At 56.3% G+C, this 19,181-nt stretch carries 23 protein-coding genes; 15 read left to right on the forward strand and 8 right to left on the reverse strand.

Annotation, left to right across the window (positions count from 1 at the left end):
• From ACR0MO_RS21015 to ACR0MO_RS21080, 14 genes are all read left to right on the forward strand, one after another.
• The coding region (locus ACR0MO_RS21015) for a VirB4 family type IV secretion/conjugal transfer ATPase (RefSeq protein ID WP_480893156.1) at positions 1-2,296 on the forward strand (2,296 nt) is incomplete at its 5' end.
• A complete protein-coding gene (locus ACR0MO_RS21020; protein WP_170417970.1) occupies positions 2,293-2,430 on the forward strand; it encodes a hypothetical protein in 138 nt (45 codons plus the stop codon). The genes ACR0MO_RS21015 and ACR0MO_RS21020, both read left to right, overlap by 4 nt.
• Positions 2,430-3,176 carry a type IV secretion system protein gene (locus ACR0MO_RS21025; RefSeq protein WP_170684059.1) on the forward strand — a complete coding sequence of 249 codons (747 nt, stop codon included), beginning with the start codon at positions 2,430-2,432 and terminating at the stop codon, positions 3,174-3,176. The genes ACR0MO_RS21020 and ACR0MO_RS21025 overlap by 1 nt, the downstream gene beginning before the upstream one ends.
• The gene (locus ACR0MO_RS21030; protein ID WP_480893158.1) at positions 3,173-3,673 is read left to right on the forward strand and encodes a hypothetical protein; all 501 of its coding nucleotides are present in this window, start codon (positions 3,173-3,175) and stop codon (positions 3,671-3,673) included. Before ACR0MO_RS21025 ends, ACR0MO_RS21030 begins: the two co-directional genes overlap by 4 nt.
• Positions 3,670-4,722 (forward strand): TrbL/VirB6 family protein, encoded by a 1,053-nt coding sequence (locus ACR0MO_RS21035; protein WP_170481458.1) that lies wholly within the window; start codon positions 3,670-3,672, stop codon positions 4,720-4,722. Before ACR0MO_RS21030 ends, ACR0MO_RS21035 begins: the two co-directional genes overlap by 4 nt.
• A 26-nt stretch (positions 4,723-4,748) precedes the next feature.
• On the forward strand, positions 4,749-5,384 hold the full coding sequence (locus tag ACR0MO_RS21040; protein ID WP_480547129.1) for a VirB8 family type IV secretion system protein: 636 nt from the start codon (positions 4,749-4,751) through the stop codon (positions 5,382-5,384).
• Positions 5,384-6,199, forward strand: a complete 816-nt coding sequence (locus ACR0MO_RS21045; protein ID WP_352996655.1) for a TrbG/VirB9 family P-type conjugative transfer protein — start codon at positions 5,384-5,386, stop codon at positions 6,197-6,199. The genes ACR0MO_RS21040 and ACR0MO_RS21045 overlap by 1 nt, the downstream gene beginning before the upstream one ends.
• Complete coding sequence (locus ACR0MO_RS21050; RefSeq protein ID WP_480893161.1) at positions 6,199-6,879, forward strand: hypothetical protein; 681 nt, start codon at positions 6,199-6,201, stop codon at positions 6,877-6,879. Before ACR0MO_RS21045 ends, ACR0MO_RS21050 begins: the two co-directional genes overlap by 1 nt.
• An 11-nt stretch (positions 6,880-6,890) precedes the next feature.
• Positions 6,891-7,724 carry a TraB/TrbI/VirB10 family type IV secretion system protein gene (locus ACR0MO_RS21055; protein ID WP_480893163.1) on the forward strand — a complete coding sequence of 278 codons (834 nt, stop codon included), beginning with the start codon at positions 6,891-6,893 and terminating at the stop codon, positions 7,722-7,724.
• 103 nt (positions 7,725-7,827) lie between these two features.
• Positions 7,828-8,841 carry an ATPase, T2SS/T4P/T4SS family gene (locus tag ACR0MO_RS21060; protein WP_480893165.1) on the forward strand — a complete coding sequence of 338 codons (1,014 nt, stop codon included), beginning with the start codon at positions 7,828-7,830 and terminating at the stop codon, positions 8,839-8,841.
• A 12-nt stretch (positions 8,842-8,853) separates the two neighbouring features.
• Entirely contained in the window at positions 8,854-9,012 is a 159-nt protein-coding gene (locus ACR0MO_RS21065) for a hypothetical protein (protein ID WP_480893166.1), read from the forward strand.
• Entirely contained in the window at positions 9,005-10,897 is a 1,893-nt protein-coding gene (locus ACR0MO_RS21070; RefSeq protein WP_480893168.1) for a type IV secretory system conjugative DNA transfer family protein, read from the forward strand. The genes ACR0MO_RS21065 and ACR0MO_RS21070 overlap by 8 nt, the downstream gene beginning before the upstream one ends.
• An 80-nt stretch (positions 10,898-10,977) precedes the next feature.
• Positions 10,978-11,175: a YqaE/Pmp3 family membrane protein gene (locus ACR0MO_RS21075; protein ID WP_480893170.1), complete on the forward strand. Its 198-nt coding sequence runs from the start codon at positions 10,978-10,980 to the stop codon at positions 11,173-11,175.
• A complete protein-coding gene (locus ACR0MO_RS21080) occupies positions 11,175-11,699 on the forward strand; it encodes a hypothetical protein (RefSeq protein WP_480893172.1) in 525 nt (174 codons plus the stop codon). The genes ACR0MO_RS21075 and ACR0MO_RS21080 overlap by 1 nt, the downstream gene beginning before the upstream one ends.
• Before the next feature lie 572 nt (positions 11,700-12,271).
• On the opposite strand, the gene ACR0MO_RS21085 is transcribed toward ACR0MO_RS21080, so the two are convergent.
• The 3 genes from ACR0MO_RS21085 to ACR0MO_RS21095 form a co-directional block, all read right to left on the reverse strand.
• Positions 12,272-13,309 (reverse strand): hypothetical protein, encoded by a 1,038-nt coding sequence (locus ACR0MO_RS21085; RefSeq protein ID WP_480893174.1) that lies wholly within the window; start codon positions 13,307-13,309, stop codon positions 12,272-12,274.
• Positions 13,310-13,396: 87 nt separating this feature from the next.
• Positions 13,397-15,232 (reverse strand): relaxase/mobilization nuclease domain-containing protein, encoded by a 1,836-nt coding sequence (locus tag ACR0MO_RS21090; RefSeq protein ID WP_480893176.1) that lies wholly within the window; start codon positions 15,230-15,232, stop codon positions 13,397-13,399.
• Positions 15,229-15,648, reverse strand: coding sequence for a hypothetical protein (locus ACR0MO_RS21095; RefSeq protein ID WP_480893178.1), 420 nt, complete (start codon positions 15,646-15,648; stop codon positions 15,229-15,231). Before ACR0MO_RS21095 ends, ACR0MO_RS21090 begins: the two co-directional genes overlap by 4 nt.
• 616 nt (positions 15,649-16,264) lie before the next feature.
• On the opposite strand from ACR0MO_RS21095, the gene ACR0MO_RS21100 reads away from it, so the two are divergent.
• Complete coding sequence (locus tag ACR0MO_RS21100; protein ID WP_480618261.1) at positions 16,265-16,513, forward strand: hypothetical protein; 249 nt, start codon at positions 16,265-16,267, stop codon at positions 16,511-16,513.
• Positions 16,514-16,523: 10 nt separating this feature from the next.
• Here the strand turns inward: ACR0MO_RS21100 and ACR0MO_RS21105 are convergent, their stop codons facing one another.
• The 5 genes from ACR0MO_RS21105 to ACR0MO_RS21125 form a co-directional block, all read right to left on the reverse strand.
• Entirely contained in the window at positions 16,524-16,682 is a 159-nt protein-coding gene (locus ACR0MO_RS21105) for a hypothetical protein (protein WP_170638376.1), read from the reverse strand.
• Between the two features lie 241 nt (positions 16,683-16,923).
• Positions 16,924-17,172, reverse strand: coding sequence for a host nuclease inhibitor protein (locus ACR0MO_RS21110; RefSeq protein ID WP_170514443.1), 249 nt, complete (start codon positions 17,170-17,172; stop codon positions 16,924-16,926).
• 41 nt (positions 17,173-17,213) lie between these two features.
• Positions 17,214-17,501, reverse strand: coding sequence for a hypothetical protein (locus tag ACR0MO_RS21115; RefSeq protein WP_170514446.1), 288 nt, complete (start codon positions 17,499-17,501; stop codon positions 17,214-17,216).
• 62 nt (positions 17,502-17,563) lie between these two features.
• A complete protein-coding gene (locus tag ACR0MO_RS21120) occupies positions 17,564-18,121 on the reverse strand; it encodes a hypothetical protein (RefSeq protein ID WP_480893181.1) in 558 nt (185 codons plus the stop codon).
• A gap of 58 nt (positions 18,122-18,179) precedes the next feature.
• A complete protein-coding gene (locus tag ACR0MO_RS21125) occupies positions 18,180-19,052 on the reverse strand; it encodes a DUF932 domain-containing protein (RefSeq protein WP_480774392.1) in 873 nt (290 codons plus the stop codon).
• Positions 19,053-19,181 lie beyond the last annotated feature (129 nt).

Below are 19,181 nucleotides of genomic sequence, written 5' to 3' on the forward strand. Positions count from 1 at the left end.
TGAAATGAGCCTCTTTCAGATGTTGCCTTATGGCTATGTCGTGGACGATGAGGTTATTTCCACACGCAACGGTGGCCTTATCGCCGCTGCAGAAATCACCGGAATCAACGCAAACACGCTGGACGAAAACGAGTTCGAGTTCCTGGCCGAACGGTTTGAGCGTGTGTTGCGCACAACACCCAATGAAGTGGCATTTTATGTTCATCGACTGACCGTCCCGGCTGAGACTGGTCATGTCATCACAGATCCAACCGGCTTTGCCGGTGCAGTGGCACAGGCCATGCGCTCAGCTTCCGTCGATGCAGAGCTGAAAGAACGCAAGATCATCATCAGCGCCATTCTGCAAAAGCGGCAGGATGAGCGGGCAAAACAGATGTTCGGCATGTCGTCTGGAACAATAGACGAGGAACGCCGCGAAATGATGGAACAGCTCGACGGTGTTTTCACAACACTGGCGGGCACGCTGGGCGAAAGCCGGGTGCGCCGGCTGAAGCTCAGCGAGGGGCGTTGGCTCGGCTATTATGGAATGCTGTTGAACGGTCGGTATCAGCCGATCATTCACACGAACATTGCAGAACCCATCGCCTTCAACATGCCGCAAGAGGATGTGCTGTTTCAGGGCAAGACTGGCAAACTGGTTACGGGCGACGATCAGGAACGCTCCATACGGGTCTATTCCCTGAAGAATTACCCGATGGCGTCGTTCCCCGGCATTTTCGACGGGCTGGACCTGCCGGTTGATGTCGTCATTTCGCAATCCTTCCTGCCGATCAGCCGCGCCCAGGCGCAGGAAATGGAACGCCGCAAGTCGGGACAAATGCGCTCGGCAGGCGACAAGGCAAAGTCTCTCGAAGAGGATTTGTCTATTCTGGCGGACGGCATTGCCTCCGGCACCATGTCACTCGGCAAGCACCATCTGTCGATCTGCGTGTTCGGGACAGAGGAAGATCTGAAAACCGCCGAAAAACACATCATCGGTGAAATCCAGATTTCAGGCGGCACAGTGAAGCGCGAAGCGATGTCGGCCCGTGCGGTGTACTTCGCGCAGCATCCCGGCAATTTCGCGTTCCGCGCCCGTGAAGAACTGATCACGGACCAGAACTTTGCGGATATGGTTGCGTTCCACATGCGCCCCAAAGGGTTGGATGCGGAAAAGCTACCCTGGCCGGGGCCATTGGCGACGTTCCCGACAACGCACGGGGACAGCTACGATGTTTCGCTTCACCTTCCCAAGACCAGCAAAGACGCTGAAAACCTGCCCTCCGGGCATACGATCGTTCTTGGACCGAACGGCTCGGGTAAAACTGTGATCGCGATGCTGCTGGCAACAATGGCGGTTGCACAGGGCGCGCGGATCATCGCTTTTGACAAAGACCGGGCAATGGAGGCTCCAATGCGGGCGCTCGGTGCGCAGTACACCCGCGTCCGAGTTGGTGAGCCAACCGGCATGAACCCTTTTCAGACCGAGACGGATGAGGCTGGGCAAAGCTGGCTCGCCAATTGGGTCATTGCCCTGTTGAGCTATGACGAACCACTGACCACCGATCAGAAGGATGAAATCACGCGGGCTTGCCAAGCGAATGCCACTTTGCCGCCTGCGCTTCAGAACTTCGATTCATTGGTGGAACGGTTCAGAGCCTTTGACGATGACAAGAACCTGTACAAGCGTGCAAGTGAATGGGCTGGCGAAGGCCGCTTGTCCTGGATGTTTGGCGAGGGTGGCTCAGATCCGTTTGCTGCTGGCGACCGTCATCTTGTTTTCGACATTTCCGAGGTTCTGGATGACGAATTGGTGCGGCTGGCATGGATCAGCTACGTCATGCGCCAGATCGAACGCCGCTGCGCCACCAAGATACCCACTGTCTTTGTGATTGATGAAGCATGGGTAATTGCTGGCAACCCTTATGGCGCTGGCATTCTCATAAATGCCTACACCACGTATCGGAAGCTGAACGTCATGATGATGATGATGACGCAGATCCCCGATCACCTCCTGTCGTCGGCGGCAAGTAAGTCGATCCTGGAAAACACCAGCACGCAACTCTTGTTCCCCTCTCGATCCGGCAATGAAGCAGACTACCGGGCAATCGGCTTGAACGATTCAGAGCTGGGCGCGCTGAGGGCACACTTTGGCGACCGCGTAATGCTCATGAAGAAAGGTGACGAGAGTGTTTGGCTCGATGTCGATGTCGGCGCTCTCGGCCCGCTTCTCCGTGTTCTGAGCGGATCAGACGGAAAATCGTTCCCTGATCCTGATTGGCGACAAAACCCCAACTTCTGGAAGGAAATCACATGAAAACTCGCCTTGTAATCGCCCTTGTTGTTCTGGCCGCCGTCTCGGCCTGCACCAGCACCTATTCGGGCTATCGCAGCAAATGCGCCTGCGACTTTGAGCGCATGACCCCCCCTGAAAACTTGGAGCTTGTCTGATGAATATTTCAAAGAAATTCCGCACAACCATTGCTGTTTCGGTTCTGGCCGCCCTGCCCGTCATGGCATCGGCCCAGGGTGTTCCGGTGGTGGACTCTGCATCCATCACGCAGGACGCCGCCAATTCGGCCAAAGAAATCGCTGAAATGGTCCGCCAGTACGAGCAATTGCTGGAACAGTACGAGAAACTGGAACAACAGCGGGCATTGCTCGAAAACTCCTTCAAAACCATCAGCGGTTTGACGGATCTGGATGAGTTCAACAGCCGCAGCTTTCTGAAACTGGCGACTGCTGCTGACACGCTCGGCTACGCACTGGATGCAGCGGAGGGCGGTATCTCCGGCCTGCCCGATGTCGCTGCGCAGGCAATGGAACGTCGATCAATCAACCTCGGCCTGAACGATGGCATCTTGTCCGAGTTCAGCGGATCGGATGTGCAGGCTCGCCGCATCCTGTCTGAGCGTGGTGGTGCGGGCCTGATGGCGTCGGCGTTGGGTGAGAATGGCTATGACATGGCCGGTCAGCTCTCCGAAGATGCTGAAAAACTGCGCGGTGAAATCGGTCAGCAAGAAGATCTGAAGGATGCAATCGACTATAACACGGCGGTTCTCCTGAAACTCCTGCAAGTTGAAATTGAAATCTTGCGCGCAACCTCGGCTAATGCTCTGGCGTCGGGCACGGATCTGGCTGCAACCGCTGCCGATCTTTCGACACTCAGCAACTATGTACGAGGAACCTCACAATGAAACTCCGCTCAACTCTCATCCTGACCATTGCAGCCGCCGCCGTTATGTCGGGGGCTGCATCGGCACAGGTGAAGCTGCGCCCATCACCCAAGGTCGATATGCCGTTCGGTGAATATCGTAAGTGCCTTGGGTACTCGGGCGCGCGTGAGTACGGTCGTCAATTCGTCAAAGACGATCAAGCGCGCATGGCCGAAGCGGGCCAATCCGCAGACAAGCAGCCTCTTGTGACCAACTGGTCGGTGGTGATCCTGAATGAACAGGTCATCGCTGCGCACGAGGCCACCATCGAGCAATGCAATCTGCGCAAATCGGGCGAGACCTTCAGCACCGAATGTCCGCTGGGCGGTTTGAGCCGTGAGGACGCCGCCCAAAAGGTCGGAGCTGACCAAGACGAGTTTTGGACCCAACCGTCCGACAATCTTGCCGCGCTGAAAAAAGAGCAACGGACCCGTCTGGAAGCTCTGCGCCCTGCAATTGAGGAGGCTTGTGGGCCGTGATCCAAGATTTCGTCAGCTCGATTGAGGCTGCGCTTAATAACTTCTCGCAGCAAGCATACAACAGCCTGGCGGCGGATCTAGCATCCGCCCTCTGGGCAATAGCCGCGCTGATCTTCGTGGCAATGCTGATCAACGGTGTGCTTCAAATCCGAGAAATCGGGTTTGGTGGCTATGTCGGCTGGATCATTCGGGCGACGATCATCATTGGTATGGCTTCTAGCTGGAGCTTCTTTCAACCCATTTATCAGGGCATTTCGAGCCTCCCAGACACGATTGCCGGAGAATTGACCGGCACAACAAATGTCTGGGAAGCACTCGATGACATTGCGCTTCAGTGTTTCTTGATGGGCCAGCAGGCTATTGAAAACGCAACCTGGGGTCTGAGCATCACCGGGGCTATTCTCTGGGTTGTTGGGGCTGTCATCGTTGCCTTTGGCACTGGCATGGCACTCATCGCAAAAGGCGGTCTGGCGGTCCTGCTGGGTCTAGCGCCTGTTTTCATCGCAACGCTGCTCAGCTCGGCAACAGCCAATATATTCGCAGCCTGGGCGAAAACGACTGTTGGCCTGATCATGGTCATCGTCGTTCTGACAGGCATCGTTTCTCTTATTCAGGCCCTTTTCAGCTCCGAACTGACCGCTGTTGAGGATGTGAACAACATGGAGGCCAGTGGCCGGTTTTTGGCGATCTGCATTGTGTCAATCGTGATGCTCACGCAGATCCCATCGCTCGCGGGCGGAATGTCGGGTGCAATCGTTTCGGCATCCTCGGGTCTTGCCGTGGCAACTGGTGCCGTCGCTGCCGCAAGAAGTGCATTGGGCACTGCAAGCGACGGTGCAAGGGGTGCCGTAGCCGGTGGGAAAACTGCCGCTGCTATGGCCTCCGCAGCCCGCGACGGGACAGGGGTTCGTGATAGCGCCTCGCGCGCGATGCAGGCGCGTCGGGACATTGCACATAGAGCCCGCAATCAGGATGGGGCGGCTCGTCAGAGCTACGCCGCTGATCGTTATCGGCAGAGCATTCGAGCTGCCCGAGAAAAATCTTCATAAATCGAGGTACAGAGCAAATGTCACACGTGACAGATCACGAAAAAGAACTCTTTCTGGGCGCACGCCGCGATGCCTTCAAATGGCAGGTATTCGGCATGGTCGGCATGGCAATGGGCGTGGCCTCTATGATTGGCTGGGCGATGCTCCTTCCCCTGAAGGAAATCCGCGCGGTGCCATTCTCCATTGATCCGGACACAAAGCTGCCGGTGCTGCTGACTGAAAAGGTCGAAGAACTGGAACCATCTGAAGCGATGGCCTTCCGCGAAGTCGCAAATTATGTGCGCGACCGGGAAACCTATGATGTCCAGGACAACAACGAGCGCCTGAAATCGGTACTGCGTCGTTCTGATGAGCTGGCCGAAACATCTTACCGCGAACTGTGGGATGGGTCGAACGATAACCATCCTGACGAAATCTATACGCCCAAGACAAAGGTGCAGACCGAAATTCTGGGCGTCTCGCCGGTCAACGATGAGACGGTGCAGGTCGAGATCCGCAAGTCCCTGATCGTGCCAAACCAAGCAACGGCCTCAGCCCGCTACGTGGTCACTGTGACCTACGGGTTTGAGGAAAAAATCGTGACGTCGATGGATGAACTTCTCGAAAATCCATTCGGCTTCGTCGTCACCAACTACCGCGTAGACGCAATGGGAGACATCTGATGCAGCGTTCTTTCAAAACACTCACCGCCACCGCCGCAGCAGTTTTGGCATTCTCTACGCCTCTGCTCGCTGAAATCACACCGACACCAGACGGAAAGAACGCGGATCACCGCATCACGCATTTCCACTATGTCGAGAACCAGGTGTACCGCATCCCTGTGGGTGAACGCCTGATTACCTATGTTCACTTTCCGCAGGGCGAAACCGTCCGCAGCATTGGTGCGGGCGACACTGAAAGTTTTCAGATCACTCGCCTGCAGGAAGGTCGCGTTATTGCGTTCAAGCCGGAAATCCTGAACTCGGATTCGAACCTGACCGTGCTGACCAATCGCGGGACATACAACTTCTATCTGGTTCCGGCCGAGAGCGCCGCCGAACGTAAACGAGTACCGTTTCGGGTCACGTTCTATAACAAGAACAACAGCGGCGGGACCACAACGCGCCGTGGCACGGTGGCACGCAGCGAGCCGAAACCAACAGGCCGGTTCGTCAACCAAAACTACTCGCGTTCGGGCAAAGCGGACTTTGCGCCCACAGCCGTTTGGGATGATGGCGTACACACCTATATGCAGATCCCACAGGATGCGGAGCTGCCGGGCATCTTCCGTGTCCTGCCTGATGGACGTGAGCTGATGGTGAACACGACTGTCAAAGAGCGCGGCATTATCCAGGTGCAGGGCCTTTCAGATCTTTGGACACTGCGCATCGAGGACACTTCGATCTGTGTTCGAAACGATGGCGACGAGTTTCAGCAGGCAAGCGTGAGCGGTCGGCCCGTCACTTCACAGACAGTTAAACCGGGGGGCAGCAAATAATGAACCGCGATCAAACAATTGCGGCACGGGCGGCGGCTGAACAGCCGTCGCAACGTGTCCGGAAGAAGTTCGACCCTAAGAAGCTGATGACCGTTGCAGTCGCAGGAGCGGTGTTCCTGGGCTTTGTGTGGTTTGTCATGGGCGACGAAAGCAAAAGCGGGAACACGGGTGTCCGCGTTGACGCTTTGCAACAAGGTGGTGGCGAGCGATACGGGCTTTTGACCGCACGGGGGCCAGAGGTCGATGAATCCGAACCCGAAGCTCTGCCAGAGACAATTGCGGTAGCAACACCGGCAGCAGTGCCACAGGTCGATTCCGAAGGGCTGAAACAAGCCTTGAAAACTATCGAGCAACAGAACGGTCGGATTTCTGAACTGCAAGACGAGCTGACGGACGCCAAAGTTTCGCTGTCAGAAAAAGACGGTGAAATCGCAACGCTGAACCTGACCAATGAACGCCTTCAGGTCAGATATGATGAGCGAGAGAAGAAGTTCCAGACGGAACTTGCCCAGGCCATCGCAGATGCGGAGGCCCGGGCACTTGCCAGCGTAAGCCACCTTCAGGCGCAAGGTCTGACCGATGACGAGCGGCGCAGACTCGAAGAACTGAAGAAGATGCGCCAGCGGCAGAACCAGTCGGACGGCATTGTGTTCGATGAAAACCCACTTCGTAGAAACTGATGGAGCTGACGATGAACAGAACAGCACTTACCCTCGCCCTGGTCGCGTTGGCCTCAAGCGTATCCGCACAGGATGGCACCGGGCAAAACTACGAGCCGATTAACAGCGGATCGCAGCCGGTGATTTTCCAGCCCTTCCCCGCCGCACCTCAGCAGGTCCAGGTGCAACCGGATGACACCCGTTTGCCTGAAGAACAGCGCGGCTATCAGGAAAACCAAAACACGACATGGCAAAACAATCTGGTCGAAGAATATCCCCCCATCGTGGGGGCCTCGATCATTGACGATCCGTCGCGCACCTTAACGCAAGGCACGGTTTTGTCGGCTGTGTTCGGTGGCGCGGTCAGCTCGGAATTGCCCGGTAGCGTCGTGGCGACGATCACACGTGGCGTCTACTCGATGGACGGCACACGTTTGCTTCTGCCGCGCGGATCGAAGCTCTATGGCGAGTATCGAGCGGATACGACATTGGCGCAAACGCGCATCATGATCGTTTGGAGCCGTGTCATCACGCCTGACGGCCTGTCCGCTCAGATCGGATCGGCTGGTACGGACGGTCAAGGCCGGACTGGTGCGACCGGCAGGGTGAACACACACTTTGGGAAGCGGTTCGGCACGGCTGCGTTGTTGTCCATAATCGGTATTGCCCCTGTGGCGCTGGTGTCTGACAGCGACAGCAACAACTCGGTCAGAACGGATCTGGCAACCCAAGTGGGGTCTAACCTGCAGAACGCCACGGCAGCGGCGCTTGATGAATACCTGCGCATCACTCCGACAATCTTTGTCGATCAGGGCAGTCGTATCAACGCGATCCTGCAGCGCGACGTTGTGTTCGATAGCTTCTGAGAGCGAGACATCGAAACGACCGCCTCAGCGGTCTTTCCGGCCGCTGCCAGCATGATCGAGTGCGGTAGCGGCCTTTTTTGACGCCAATAACAAGGACAAGAAGATGAGCGGGCGGAACGGGAATAGCCTTCTGGAATACTATACAGGCAAGATCGAGCATCTGTTACACGATGAAAGCCTGAGCGAAATTTCTGTGAACCCTGACGGATCGGTTTGGGTCGAAGAAATGGGCACAACGCACATGACCAGGACAGACATCACTCTGAACAGAGACGATGTAGAAAACATCGGGCGCTGCGTGGCCGGTTTCAGTGATGTGACATTCGGAGAAAAGAAACCCATTGCGACGGCCAATGTGCCAACACAGCAGGGCAAAGCGCGGGTCCAGGTCGTGATTCCGCCAGCAACAACCGGCGTGGGGTCCGTGGCGATCCGCCTGCTCCGCGTGAAAACTGTCGATCTTGGCGCGTTCAGCTTCGCCAGCAAAGAGGCCGCATTGGCGGAAAGCAACGATCACAGTGCGCTCGAAACTGCCCGTGCTGCCCTTGCAGCAGGCACGATGAGCTTTGACGAGCTGGCCGATCTTGCGATGCTTAGCAAATGGAACGTGATCATTGCGGGGGGCACGTCGTCTGGCAAAACCACCGTTCTCAATGCAATGCTGAAGCGCGTCGATCCGGGCGAACGGATCGTGACGATTGAAGAAGTGGCCGAGTTGGACATCGAGCAACCCAATTCTGTCGATCTGCTTGCCGACCGTTCCGAAGAAGATGGCCCTCGATCACCGACAAAGCTGCTTGAATCGGCGCTGCGGTTACGGCCTGACCGCCTAGTCTGCGGTGAAATCCGGGGCGACGACGCGAATATGTTCTTGGAACTGGTGAATACCGGCCACGATGGATCTGTCTGCACCATGCACGCCAACTCGCCCGTAGATGCCATTGGACGGATGAGTAAAATGGTGCGGCGCGGATCTCCGACCGTCCAAAAGTCAGAGGTGGTCGATGACATCCGGGCCACCATTCACATGATCGTTCACATGAAGAAAATCGGGGACGAACGGAAGGTCAACGGCGTGATTTTTCCGCCTCTGATGACTGCAGAACAACTTATCTGAAGGAGTACAAAGATGAAGCAATTCGAGTATCGAGACGTGCCTTTTTCGGAACGCGACGACGCCAGCGAGAAATTCGCAAAGCTGGGCAAAGAAGGTTGGGAAATGGTTGGTGTCGCACGTGCTGAATTTGGCATCGTGTGCTTCTTCAAACGCGAGCTGACCGATGGCTGAGTTTCAGGATCTCCCAAAGGGCAAGAAGGTAGCGATAGCCGGTACAATGGGCTTTATCGCTACCTCGGCTTGCGCGGTTTTGGTGGTCGGTCTGGCTCTCGAATACATCAACACCAGAGGTTTTCGCGGGCTGGACATCTGGGCGATCCCAGAGAAGTTCATGGCACAGCCTGCAGAGACGCAGCAGATCATGGGTCTGGTGGCGGTGGTCGCGGTGGGTGTTTTGACCTTTGCATTCGTGGCGGCTGCGCTGCGTGGTCCCTCAACGAAATACGGCGATGCGACCTTTGCAAAGGCCCCTCAGCTCGTCCAGGAGGGCTATGCGTCGGTGCTGAAGCTCAAAGACAAACTGGATAGTGAAATCGTGTTTGCCAAATTTGGTGAGCCAAAGGACAAAAACGCGATCTACTATAAGCCCGGCCCCGGTGTCCAAAAGCCGCACGCGATGTTCATTGCCCCGTCTGGATCGGGCAAAACAAGCGGCTTTGTGATCCCGAACGTCCTGCGTTTCAATGGTTCTTGCGTCGTCCTGGACATCAAGGGCGAGATTTTCCAGACCACGGGCGCGCGTCGGGCAGCAATGGGCGATGAGGTTTTTGTGTTCGATCCCGAGAACCCAGACAAAAGCCACAGCTACAACCCTCTGCGCCGCGCAGCACGTGCCGACAATCTGGACCGGCGATGGGAAGAAGTGATTCAGGTTGCAACGCAGATGTTCGACACGCCCAGCTCGTCCGCCCAAGGCTTTATGGGTGGCGTTGAAGGCATGTTTTGCGCGATGGCGATGTTGGCGATCAAAAGGAAGCGGCCATACATTTCCGAAGTCCTGCGCCTGGTCAAAACGACCAAGCAAAAGGACTACGAGAAAATGGCTGAAGAAGTTGGATATGCGCGCGCTGCAGATGAGTTTCTGAATCTTGCAGCCGAAGAATCCAAAATCTTGCGGTCAACGATTTCGGTTATGAATAACTCCGGCCTGCAGCTCTGGCGCAACCCATCTGTGGCAAGAGCCACGCAGGGCAATGACATCAACTTTGAGGATCTGCGTCGGCGCCCCACCTCGATCTACTTTTCTGTGCCAGGGAAAAAGGTCAAAGAGTTCCGGACACTCATTCGCCTGTTCTTCCTCGATCTGGTGAACACAATCGAAACCCACGAACCGGGCCTAGATGAGCCGTTCAAGGTTTTGATGCTGCTCGATGAGTTTCAGCGTCTCGGCCACCTTGAGCGCGTCGTTGAAGCGTATGACACTATGCGATCGTTCGGGGGTCGGATCATCGTGATTTCGCAAACGCTGTCGCGCCTGCAGGACATTTATGGGCATGAAGGTGTGCGGGCGATGCTGGCAAACGCCGGGACGCAAATGTTTGCAGCGTCCGAAGATTCAGAGGTACGCGAACACGTGTCCAGATCCATCGGTGACAAAACAGTCATGAGCAAGTCGAAGTCTCGGGCGCTCGGTAAAATGGAAATGGGCAGCATATCGGAACGCGAGGAAGGCATTCGCCTGCTCCGGCCGGAACACGTTGGCCGATTGCCGGAAAATGAGGTTGTGCTGATCCGCGAAGGCAAGATGCCGGTGATTGCAAACAAGATCCGATACTTCGAAGATCCGTATTTTGTGCAGTTCCTTGGTGGCGATACGCCAAAGATCAAAGGGACACACCTGGATCTTGCTGAAGAACAGGCCAAGGATACGGCAAAGGCACTGGCTGATGCGAAACCGGCCCCTGCCCCGGTGAAAGTGGTTTCAGAAAAAGACCAGGAACTTCAGGCGGCTTTTGATGCGCAGCGCACAGTTGCAAAACGCAAAAGCCGGTCAGCGAAAGATATGGCGATGGAGAAGATGAGAACCACGCGATCAGGAAGCAGCGCCCCCGCTTAACGGGGGTGCAGTTTATCTAAATCTCTGTTTAATCCCATATGTGGCATTACAGCGTTCTAACAAACTAAAGGTTAATAGAGATGAGACTAATTTTAGCGATTGTGCTGCCCTTCGTCGTGTTCTTCACGATCCGACGCCCAATTCAGGGCATTTTCTGCCTGCTCCTGCAATTGACTCTTATTGGCTGGATTCCTGCCGCTATTTGGGCCGTGTACTCGCTGAGTCAGTACAACACTGACAAAAAGATCAAGGCGGCGGCGAATAGGTTGGGTGAATAATGTTGGACAATACCGTCGAGCCAGAATGGTTCGGACCAATCAAACAGCGTTCAATGCACCTGATTGTCCATGACACCAGTTTTGAGGCAGCACTTGGGATACTGAAGCAAAGGCAAATTCACGGGGTAAGGGGCTATCACACAAGCCATGAAGGCTTTCCCCACTTCCTTTATGATGGTTGGCCGCAAATGAACCATCTGCCAACAAGCCCGCAGATCCGTTTGAGTTTTGAGGTGACGCGACCAGCACGGCTCCGAGGTCAGGGTGTTAGCCTGCCTGAACCTAACTACCTTGAGGTGTACCAAAACCTGCTGGGTGATCCTTGGCAATGCAGCCTTCATCCGGAAGGGCCTGAACTGGTGTTTGTCGGCTCAAGCCCAGATTGGCGGGTGCTGCAAGCTCGTATCCCGCCCTGGACCACCAGAGGCGGATGGTCGGAAGCCAGTAGAGAGTTGAGGCGACTGGTAAGCCAACTTCGGCAATCCGAGAATGAAAATCGAAAGATCAGACCGGCGTTGGTTTGAGGCAAAAAAAAGGGCCACCCGAAGGTGGCCTTTTTGAATCGAGGCTCGATGCCTTCAGTTCTTGCCAGAAGCTCGGCGCATTCGCCGGATACACCGATTCATGATAGTGGTGCGTTCGGCCCTTAGTCTCTTCAGAGCTTCTTCTTTTCGCTTAATCCGCCCGTGCAGCTTTGCAAGACGGACTATTTCCCTCTGTTCTGCAAACCTGAGCCATGCAGCCCGAAGCCCGAAAACACTATCAGGTTGCGGTTTAATGACCTTTTCAGGGGGCGGGTTGTTGTGCCCCATCATCGCCGCAAGATGTACAGTTGAATGCGCTGCACAACCGCTTTGGTTTGCTGCCAACATCATTAGCCTCCTGCACCAGATGTATCAGCCGATGGACGGGCAACCCGGACCACACATTGTTCCAGGGCTGCAATCTCACTGTTCCCGGCAACACATTTCACTACCGCAAGCCGCCACTCAGTTGTGAGGCGCTTTTCTGTGTGCGTTTTGGTTGCGTACCAAGTCCCTGCGACGGCGGCGAGCAAGATCAGAGTGCGAACGATCATCTATCATGTCCTCCGTGGTTAAAGGCTGTGTCCATCATCTTCATGGACGTGGGTGGCCTGTTCGCGGGTATGGGCAATCTCTTGCACCACGGCGGCAATCTTGCTGGATGAAACTTGGTGCAGCTCACCAACAACGGCCTCCGCGCGCTCGTAGCTGTCCGGAACGCCTTGGCTGTTGAAATGGGCGGCAGCGGTGGAAATGTCCGCGTCTCGCCAAGTCGCAGTGGTGCCGACTGAAACGCTGTCATGATCGTTGTAGCGGGCCAGGAACTTGTTTCCATCGAGTCCGAAGCTGTTGGCGGTTGCAACAATGTCGTCACGCACTGCCAGCCATTTTTCGGCTTCTGTCGGGTCCAGGTTGTCCAACTCGGCCGCATTAATGGATGTGGTGTAACTGTCGTCAGCAACAGTGTACGCCTGCAGGTCGGTGTCGTATGGGCGTAGCTCGGCAACATCGCCCTTCAGCTCTCCGATCTGCACGTCCATTGCGGCACGCAGATGCGGATCTTCGACCTCTCGTGCAAGAGCCTCCATGTTCTCGATGGAGTTCACGATGTCCTTGGTCTGCTGTTCGTAGTTCTCGAAACCGGCCTGACCCAGAGCGGATTGCATATACTGAACATAGCGATCACCGGGCGACTGGTAGTCGTCGGAATCCTGAAAACCTTTGTCGCCGGACAGATCCGCAAGAGACGAATAGTAGGGGTGATACAGGTCGTATTCCTGAGCATCGTTCATGTGCTGAGAAACCAAAGCCTGCATATCGTTCAGATCAACCGGCTCCCCCGACCGCTCCGCAGCCTCCAATTCGATTTTCAGTTCTTCGACCAGATCTTGTTGCGCCGTATGTTCGTCAACACGGCGGTTAGCCTGGTCCTCGATGTCGAAGCTCTTTGAAGCGATGGCGGCACGATCATAGCCCATCGCCCGCTGCTCTTTCATGATGATGTCGATCTGCTCTGAAACGCGATCCTCGCGCGGGGCGGATTGATCGAATTGGGAATAGGGTGCGAAGTGTTCGACTTCGTTCAAAAGATAGTCTGTACGCGAAACCATAGTTTTTCCTTTGCGAGTTGATGGAAAACTCTTTGATGGATCTACCTACGGCGTTGGCGCGCTCATCAGGCAGACCGGGTGAACTCCTTATAGGCTGTGCCCGTCATCATCGCCCCGCCCTTGCAAGAGCGGGTGCGTTGCGTGGGCGTGAACGTCTGAAAGTTCTTCAGAGATTGCGATGATCTTGGAAGAAGCAAGCTGGTGCAGCTCGTCAACAACGGCCTCTGCCCGGTCGTGGCTATCCGCCAATCCTTGAGCCTGGAAGTGGGCCGCTGCGGTCGAAATGTCGTCGCTGCGCCATCCCATTGTTGTGCCCAAAGTGACGTTCTGATGATCGCCAAAGCGGGCAACGAACGCCTCGCCATCAAGGCCGTAGCTGCTGGCCGTGTCGGTGACTTCCTTGCGGATCGCCGCCCACTTGTCGGCCTCTGGATAGTCCAAGACATCCATTTCGGCGGTGCCCATTCCCATCATCGTTGAATAGCGGCGGTCCTCGATGATGAAGGCTTGAAGGTCTGGATCGTTAGTGCGCAGATCCGCAACGTCGCCCTTCAGCTCGCCAATCTGAATGTCCATAGCGACACGCAGATTTGGATCGTCAACCTCACGGGCCAGCCCTTCCATCTTGTCGATGGATTGCAGCAATTCTTTGGTCTGAGACTGGAAGTCCTCATAGGCCCCCTCGCCCAAGGTGTCCTGCATATAGACCTCGTAGCGGCGTGCTGCCGGGGCATAATCAGCGGACGCCTGGAACTCCTTGTCATCGACAATATCAGCAAGGGCTGACAGATACGGATGGCTCTGTTCGTTGTCCCGAACGTCGCTGATATGGGCAACAACCTGAGCCTTCAGCTCGGGCGCGATTGTTTCCTCAGAACCGCCTAATTCGATGTGACGCCGCAAGTTGCTCATGACTTCGGGGGACACATAAGACGGGTCTCCCGGCTCACCGTAATCATCAAAATGATGGGCTTGGTCTAGTAGATGTTCCATTCTCGATACCATAGGTTCCTCTCCTTCAACGAGCATGATGGCGTACTCTTCGATCCGGTCTTTGACGGCGTTGGCGCGCTCATCAAACAGATCCGACATTCTTGCGATGGATAGTGTCATCACATCGGCGGCCATGTCGCGGGCCGTAACTTCGACTTCCGGGGTGCTTTCAACAACCGACATTCCGGCCTGAACTTTCCACGTATCGGTCTCGACTTCCTGCCGCAAACCGCGCTCAAGGCGGGTCGTTGCGGTCAGCTCAATTCCGTATTCCTCAGCAACCTCGACCTGGATAGAGCGCTGGACGTCGATGTTCATTTCGCTGCTCATACCCATAGCCAACCACTGCCCATGTTCGACGCCTCGGTTGTTCACAACGATGTGGACATGGGGGTTGTCAGTGTCGTTGTGGAACACAGTCAGGTAGTCCCAGGTATCGCCAAAATCACCGCTGCCAAATAGCCGATCTGCGAACTCCAAACCGGCCTCATGAGCGGCATCCGGATAGGTGCCTTCGGGGAAAGAAACGATCATGTGACGGGTGTAACCGTAGTTGGTTTTCCCGTTGAAATCCTCGGCCCAAGTCTCGATCAAATCATTGACCTGATCCGCATCGAGCGGTGTCACGCCATTGTCTCGAATGTCCAACACACCCTCTGCGCGGACGGTCAGATAGTTGATCTGGCGGCGCAGCTCGTGCGCGTTTTTCACACCACCTTTGCGGACGTGCTTTACAACCGCCTCGGGCTTTCCGACCACGGCACCAAGCCGCGCCTTGATGGACGACGCCCGCGAAACCATGAACTTCATGCGCTTGGCGGTCTGCAACTGCTGATTGATCTGTTTGGAACGATCGACACCCTTCTGAGCTTCGCGGAACGCAAGCTCTAAGAAGTCACCTGCTGTCAGATCGTGGGTTGCAGCGTTCATGCGGCGGCATCCCAATCGTCATCACGCAAGATCCGGCGAATGGCGGATTCTGGTTCTCGGTTCCGGCGCGCTGCTGTGATCATCGCCTTCAAGTCTTGCCGGTGCTGGATGATCGCACGATGGAGATTTTCGACGTCGCGGCGGTCGTCGTCCGTCCAGATCACAGTGCCGCGCTTGGCCGATTTCGCAAGCTGGTTGAGGTTGGTGTACCCACCCTGAACCTGCCGCAAGTGCTTCTGCCAGAGATCCACAACAGCGGGGTCAGGATCGAGATAACCGATCAGGCGATAGACGAGGCGCTGAATGACCTGGTTCCGGCTTTTGGCTCCGAGGGATTTCACGGCTCTGTCCAGTCGCGCCTTGGCATCGACGGGCATACGGACGGAAAAGTTCTCAGTATCGGCGGTTTTACTCATGGCTCAAAATTAGCTCAGAGCAATTTGTAACGCAACCACCTTATCCTGTCATAATCTCCAAGAGTAAACCGATGTGATTTGAGAAATCCGTATTTTCTCCAATCATGATCGGAGCAACTTTGCTCTTGGAGGCTATTTCCACGCCGGGAAAAGGGTTCCGCCCCTTTTCCAACCAACAGGCGTGGGTGCCGGTGGACTGGCGCAGGGCAATCACGCAAAGCGTGGGCTGCCCGAACAGCGCCCGTCACTTTCCGGCACGTTAAATGCAATCTGCATTTTCCGCGCGCCTGGGCGCGCTCAACTTCCCGACGCTCTGGCGGCGGGTGCCGACGAGTTGGCATTGGCTCTGCCGGTCAGGTCAGTGCGCCAACAAATTGGCTGGGCTGCAGCCGCGCGACCCGACGAGCTGACCGGCTGTCGCACATCAGGTCAGGGTGTCTCGGTCGGGATCTTGGCACGGTGCCAGTCGCGCGGCTTCGCGTTGGGTGGCGCGAACGGGGACCGAGCGGCCAGCCTTTACGCTGGCTCTGAACGGACCCGTGGGGTAGATGCTGAGAATAGAAGGGTTGAAGATTTTCAGACCGCGTGAAAATCGCACTACCGGGGGTTGTACGCTGTGAGGGCTTGGGATTATCCGTTTGAGCTGGTCCGGATCAACTGCAAGACCTGCGGGCGGTACGGTCAGTACCCGAAAAAGCGGTTCATTGAGCTGGTCGGTGCTGACACGCCGCTGCCCTCGGCGCTCAAGATCATCGCCAAAACATGCGACCGAGAAAAGGACGGGCTGGCCCTGCACAACCGATGCGGCGCGGGCTATCCGGACCTCGCCCGGATGGTCGATGATAGGAAGAACAGGACGCGCTGAAAGGGCGGGGTCAGTCTCGCGCGACGGTCAGTCGGGCAGCACGGTCAGACTTCCAAACCTCGATAGTGGCGCGCTGTTCCGCGTGCCAGCAAAACGCTGAAACCGTCGCCACCAAAAGGGCACCGGCAACAGCAATGTCGATGGTGTGATGAACACATTTCTCAAGCATCGGAATCCTCCTTTTGGTGATTGCAGACCGGGCACGGAATGCCCCGCCGAATTTCGGTGTCGGTCATGTCAAAACACCATCCGGCGTCATGACCGCACTGACCGCATAGGAAGTGCCCGCCCTTGGTGGTTCGCCAACCGGGCATCAAACCGGGGGCTTGACCCACATCAGCCGCGTGCATCAAAACGCGCCGGATTCGGCGCGGTTGATCGAGACCCGGCAAGGTGAACTGGCGGCGCATCTACCCTGCCTCTGGCAGCGGTTCATCCATCCGAGTCTTGAACCGAATGGTGGCGTCTAGCGCCTCATCCCCGGTTTCGGCCTCCGGCACTCCGGGGACCAACCACGTGTCATTCCATGACATGCGGGCGCGTCCATCCAGTTTGCGGGTCAGCTCGTCCTCTGTCCCTTCACCAATACAAATCCCGCCCTCGATGTCGGGATGCTCGGAAAGCTCGATGTGTCCAGATCGGAAACAATGGGCATACATTGAACGGTCCTTTCCGTTTCAGTTTTCGGGCTTCGCCCGGCTTAGTGCTGCCAGTTGTCCCGGCCATATTTGCGGCCAAGAATGGTGATGCGATCCTGCCCGTCGATGGGCACGCTCTGGTGGACAAGCTCACCAAACGGGTTGACGCCGTAGACAGAAACATCGTCGTCGCCAAAACCGTAGATCACGAATTTCCACGGTCCCCGGCCCTGCTCACGGGTTTGAAAAAACCCGTCGAAGTTTCGGCATTCCCAGGCACCGGCCCACCAGTTTGCGCCTGGTGTTCCCTTCTCGCTTGGGGCCATCGGTATCAAATCAAGCTGCTGCATTTCTGCTCTCCATCGGGCAAGTGGCGGGGGCCGCTTTTGCGGCCTCCCGGCTTTGCAAGGTTTCAGTGGGCGGTGGTCTCGGGCTGATAAGGGTCGAGCTGGTCAGAACCCGAATAGTCGGAGTAATCGACAAACGCCTCGCGCAGATCAGCCAGCGGGTGATTGTCAAAATCATCGACGCGCTGATCCTCGTCCGGAATCTCGTCCTCGTTCGCCTCGTGAATTGCGTGCGTCAGATCCTCGGCAATCTCTTTGAAATCTGTGACGGCAATCGGACCCTCGCCGTTGCGGGGGTAGTACCCATAGTGAATGTCGCCAGCCATAAACCCTTTGCCGGTCTCGTTGGCGATCTGGCGCGCGATCCGCACGATGTCACGGGGGCCAAATTCGTCGTGTACCGCGTCGGCCACAAAACAGGTGTCCTCGTCGGACCCGTCTTTATGCCAGCCGTAGATCGTCCAGAACTCGGCCCATCCAGCTTCACATTGAACGGTTGCCTGTTCGCTTTCGTCGTGACGTACCGGCGCAATGGTAAACCACTCATATTTTTCCAGCGTGTCACCTACCGGCAAATTGTTGAAACGCTCGTGGGCGACTGTGTTGATGATGTTTGCTTGCATGGTCTCTGCTCCGAGTCAGGGGGGTATGCGCGGCCCTGATCGAGCCGCGCGCTGTTCTTCAGGCGGCGAGGCTTACGCCCTTCAGCTCTGCCATCTTTTCAGTGAGAGACCAGACGGCCCGGTTCAGGGCTTTGTTCTGGTCGATGCCCTTAACGCCACGGGTGCGCTGTCGGCGTGTGCGGCCATTGGCATCTTTGACACGACCATGCAGCCCGCCCTTGATGACGTTCTCCTGCAGAACATTGCCAACGGTCCACAGATCGGTCAGGCGGTCGGCATTGCGGCGGGTTCTCAACAGAGCGTCAGCCTGAACCGGCGCGGGCTTTCCATCTTCTTTGTGAGCCTCGGGAAAGCGCAGTTCATGCACCACTTCTGCAAACACTTTGCGCTCGGCATCGTCCAGAGAGATACCTTTGAAGGTTTCAACCTGCTCTGCCACATGGGGCGCATCTTCCAATACAGTGTAAGCGCCTTCGATAACCTCATGAATGGCGTCACCTGAATGGCGCACCTTCACCTCGTTAAAGCTGTCACCAACCATCAAGCCATTGGCGCAGACGAACCGAAAGAACCCCGGCACCATCTGATAGCTGCTGGTTCCATCGTTGGCGTTGACCAAGATGATTTCAAAGGCTTCGCCTTCGGCATTGGTGATCGAACGGTGACGCAAGCGCAGCATGTGCTTAGTGAACTCGGCTTTGCCTTCAATGCGGGTGTTGGCCTGCTGAGCAAAGAATGGGTCAAACCCTTCCTTGCGCAGTCCTGTCAGAACGTCGATTGTCGGCACCACAACAAAGCGGTCAGACCGGCTTTCGTGGGCTTCGGTTGCGAAGATCGAGGGCACGGCGGCGCGCAGTTGATCGTCGGTCAAGGCTTCCCCTGTGACCAGACCACCGCAGGACATTCCGCTCATGTAACGATTGTAACCCATAGAAAAATTTCCTTTCTTTCGTGGCGATGCGGTTGCCGATGTTTCCCGGCTATCCGCTAATGGGCGCGGCCTTCTGATCTGTTAGCTGATAGATGGACCACATCTATCGGCTGGCAGAACAGGAGGGCG

The sequence above is a fragment of the Ruegeria sp. K5 genome, from assembly GCF_056531805.1.

What these genes read in the sequence shown, in the direction of transcription:
- ACR0MO_RS21025 (WP_170684059.1), top strand. Translation starts at nt 2,430, where the DNA reads ATGAATATTTCAAAGAAATTCCGCACAACCATTGCTGTTTCGGTTCTG.
- ACR0MO_RS21060 (WP_480893165.1), top strand. Translation starts at nt 7,828, where the DNA reads ATGAGCGGGCGGAACGGGAATAGCCTTCTGGAATACTATACAGGCAAG.
- ACR0MO_RS21115 (WP_170514446.1), bottom strand. Translation starts at nt 17,501, where the DNA reads ATGCAGCAGCTTGATTTGATACCGATGGCCCCAAGCGAGAAGGGAACA.
- ACR0MO_RS21125 (WP_480774392.1), bottom strand. Translation starts at nt 19,052, where the DNA reads ATGGGTTACAATCGTTACATGAGCGGAATGTCCTGCGGTGGTCTGGTC.
- ACR0MO_RS21030 (WP_480893158.1), top strand. Translation starts at nt 3,173, where the DNA reads ATGAAACTCCGCTCAACTCTCATCCTGACCATTGCAGCCGCCGCCGTT.
- ACR0MO_RS21050 (WP_480893161.1), top strand. Translation starts at nt 6,199, where the DNA reads ATGAACCGCGATCAAACAATTGCGGCACGGGCGGCGGCTGAACAGCCG.
- ACR0MO_RS21110 (WP_170514443.1), bottom strand. Translation starts at nt 17,172, where the DNA reads ATGTATGCCCATTGTTTCCGATCTGGACACATCGAGCTTTCCGAGCAT.
- ACR0MO_RS21090 (WP_480893176.1), bottom strand. Translation starts at nt 15,232, where the DNA reads ATGAACGCTGCAACCCACGATCTGACAGCAGGTGACTTCTTAGAGCTT.
- ACR0MO_RS21055 (WP_480893163.1), top strand. Translation starts at nt 6,891, where the DNA reads ATGAACAGAACAGCACTTACCCTCGCCCTGGTCGCGTTGGCCTCAAGC.
- ACR0MO_RS21105 (WP_170638376.1), bottom strand. Translation starts at nt 16,682, where the DNA reads ATGCTTGAGAAATGTGTTCATCACACCATCGACATTGCTGTTGCCGGT.
- ACR0MO_RS21080 (WP_480893172.1), top strand. Translation starts at nt 11,175, where the DNA reads ATGTTGGACAATACCGTCGAGCCAGAATGGTTCGGACCAATCAAACAG.
- ACR0MO_RS21065 (WP_480893166.1), top strand. Translation starts at nt 8,854, where the DNA reads ATGAAGCAATTCGAGTATCGAGACGTGCCTTTTTCGGAACGCGACGAC.
- ACR0MO_RS21085 (WP_480893174.1), bottom strand. Translation starts at nt 13,309, where the DNA reads ATGGTTTCGCGTACAGACTATCTTTTGAACGAAGTCGAACACTTCGCA.
- ACR0MO_RS21095 (WP_480893178.1), bottom strand. Translation starts at nt 15,648, where the DNA reads ATGAGTAAAACCGCCGATACTGAGAACTTTTCCGTCCGTATGCCCGTC.
- ACR0MO_RS21045 (WP_352996655.1), top strand. Translation starts at nt 5,384, where the DNA reads ATGCAGCGTTCTTTCAAAACACTCACCGCCACCGCCGCAGCAGTTTTG.
- ACR0MO_RS21120 (WP_480893181.1), bottom strand. Translation starts at nt 18,121, where the DNA reads ATGCAAGCAAACATCATCAACACAGTCGCCCACGAGCGTTTCAACAAT.
- ACR0MO_RS21075 (WP_480893170.1), top strand. Translation starts at nt 10,978, where the DNA reads ATGAGACTAATTTTAGCGATTGTGCTGCCCTTCGTCGTGTTCTTCACG.
- ACR0MO_RS21070 (WP_480893168.1), top strand. Translation starts at nt 9,005, where the DNA reads ATGGCTGAGTTTCAGGATCTCCCAAAGGGCAAGAAGGTAGCGATAGCC.
- ACR0MO_RS21020 (WP_170417970.1), top strand. Translation starts at nt 2,293, where the DNA reads ATGAAAACTCGCCTTGTAATCGCCCTTGTTGTTCTGGCCGCCGTCTCG.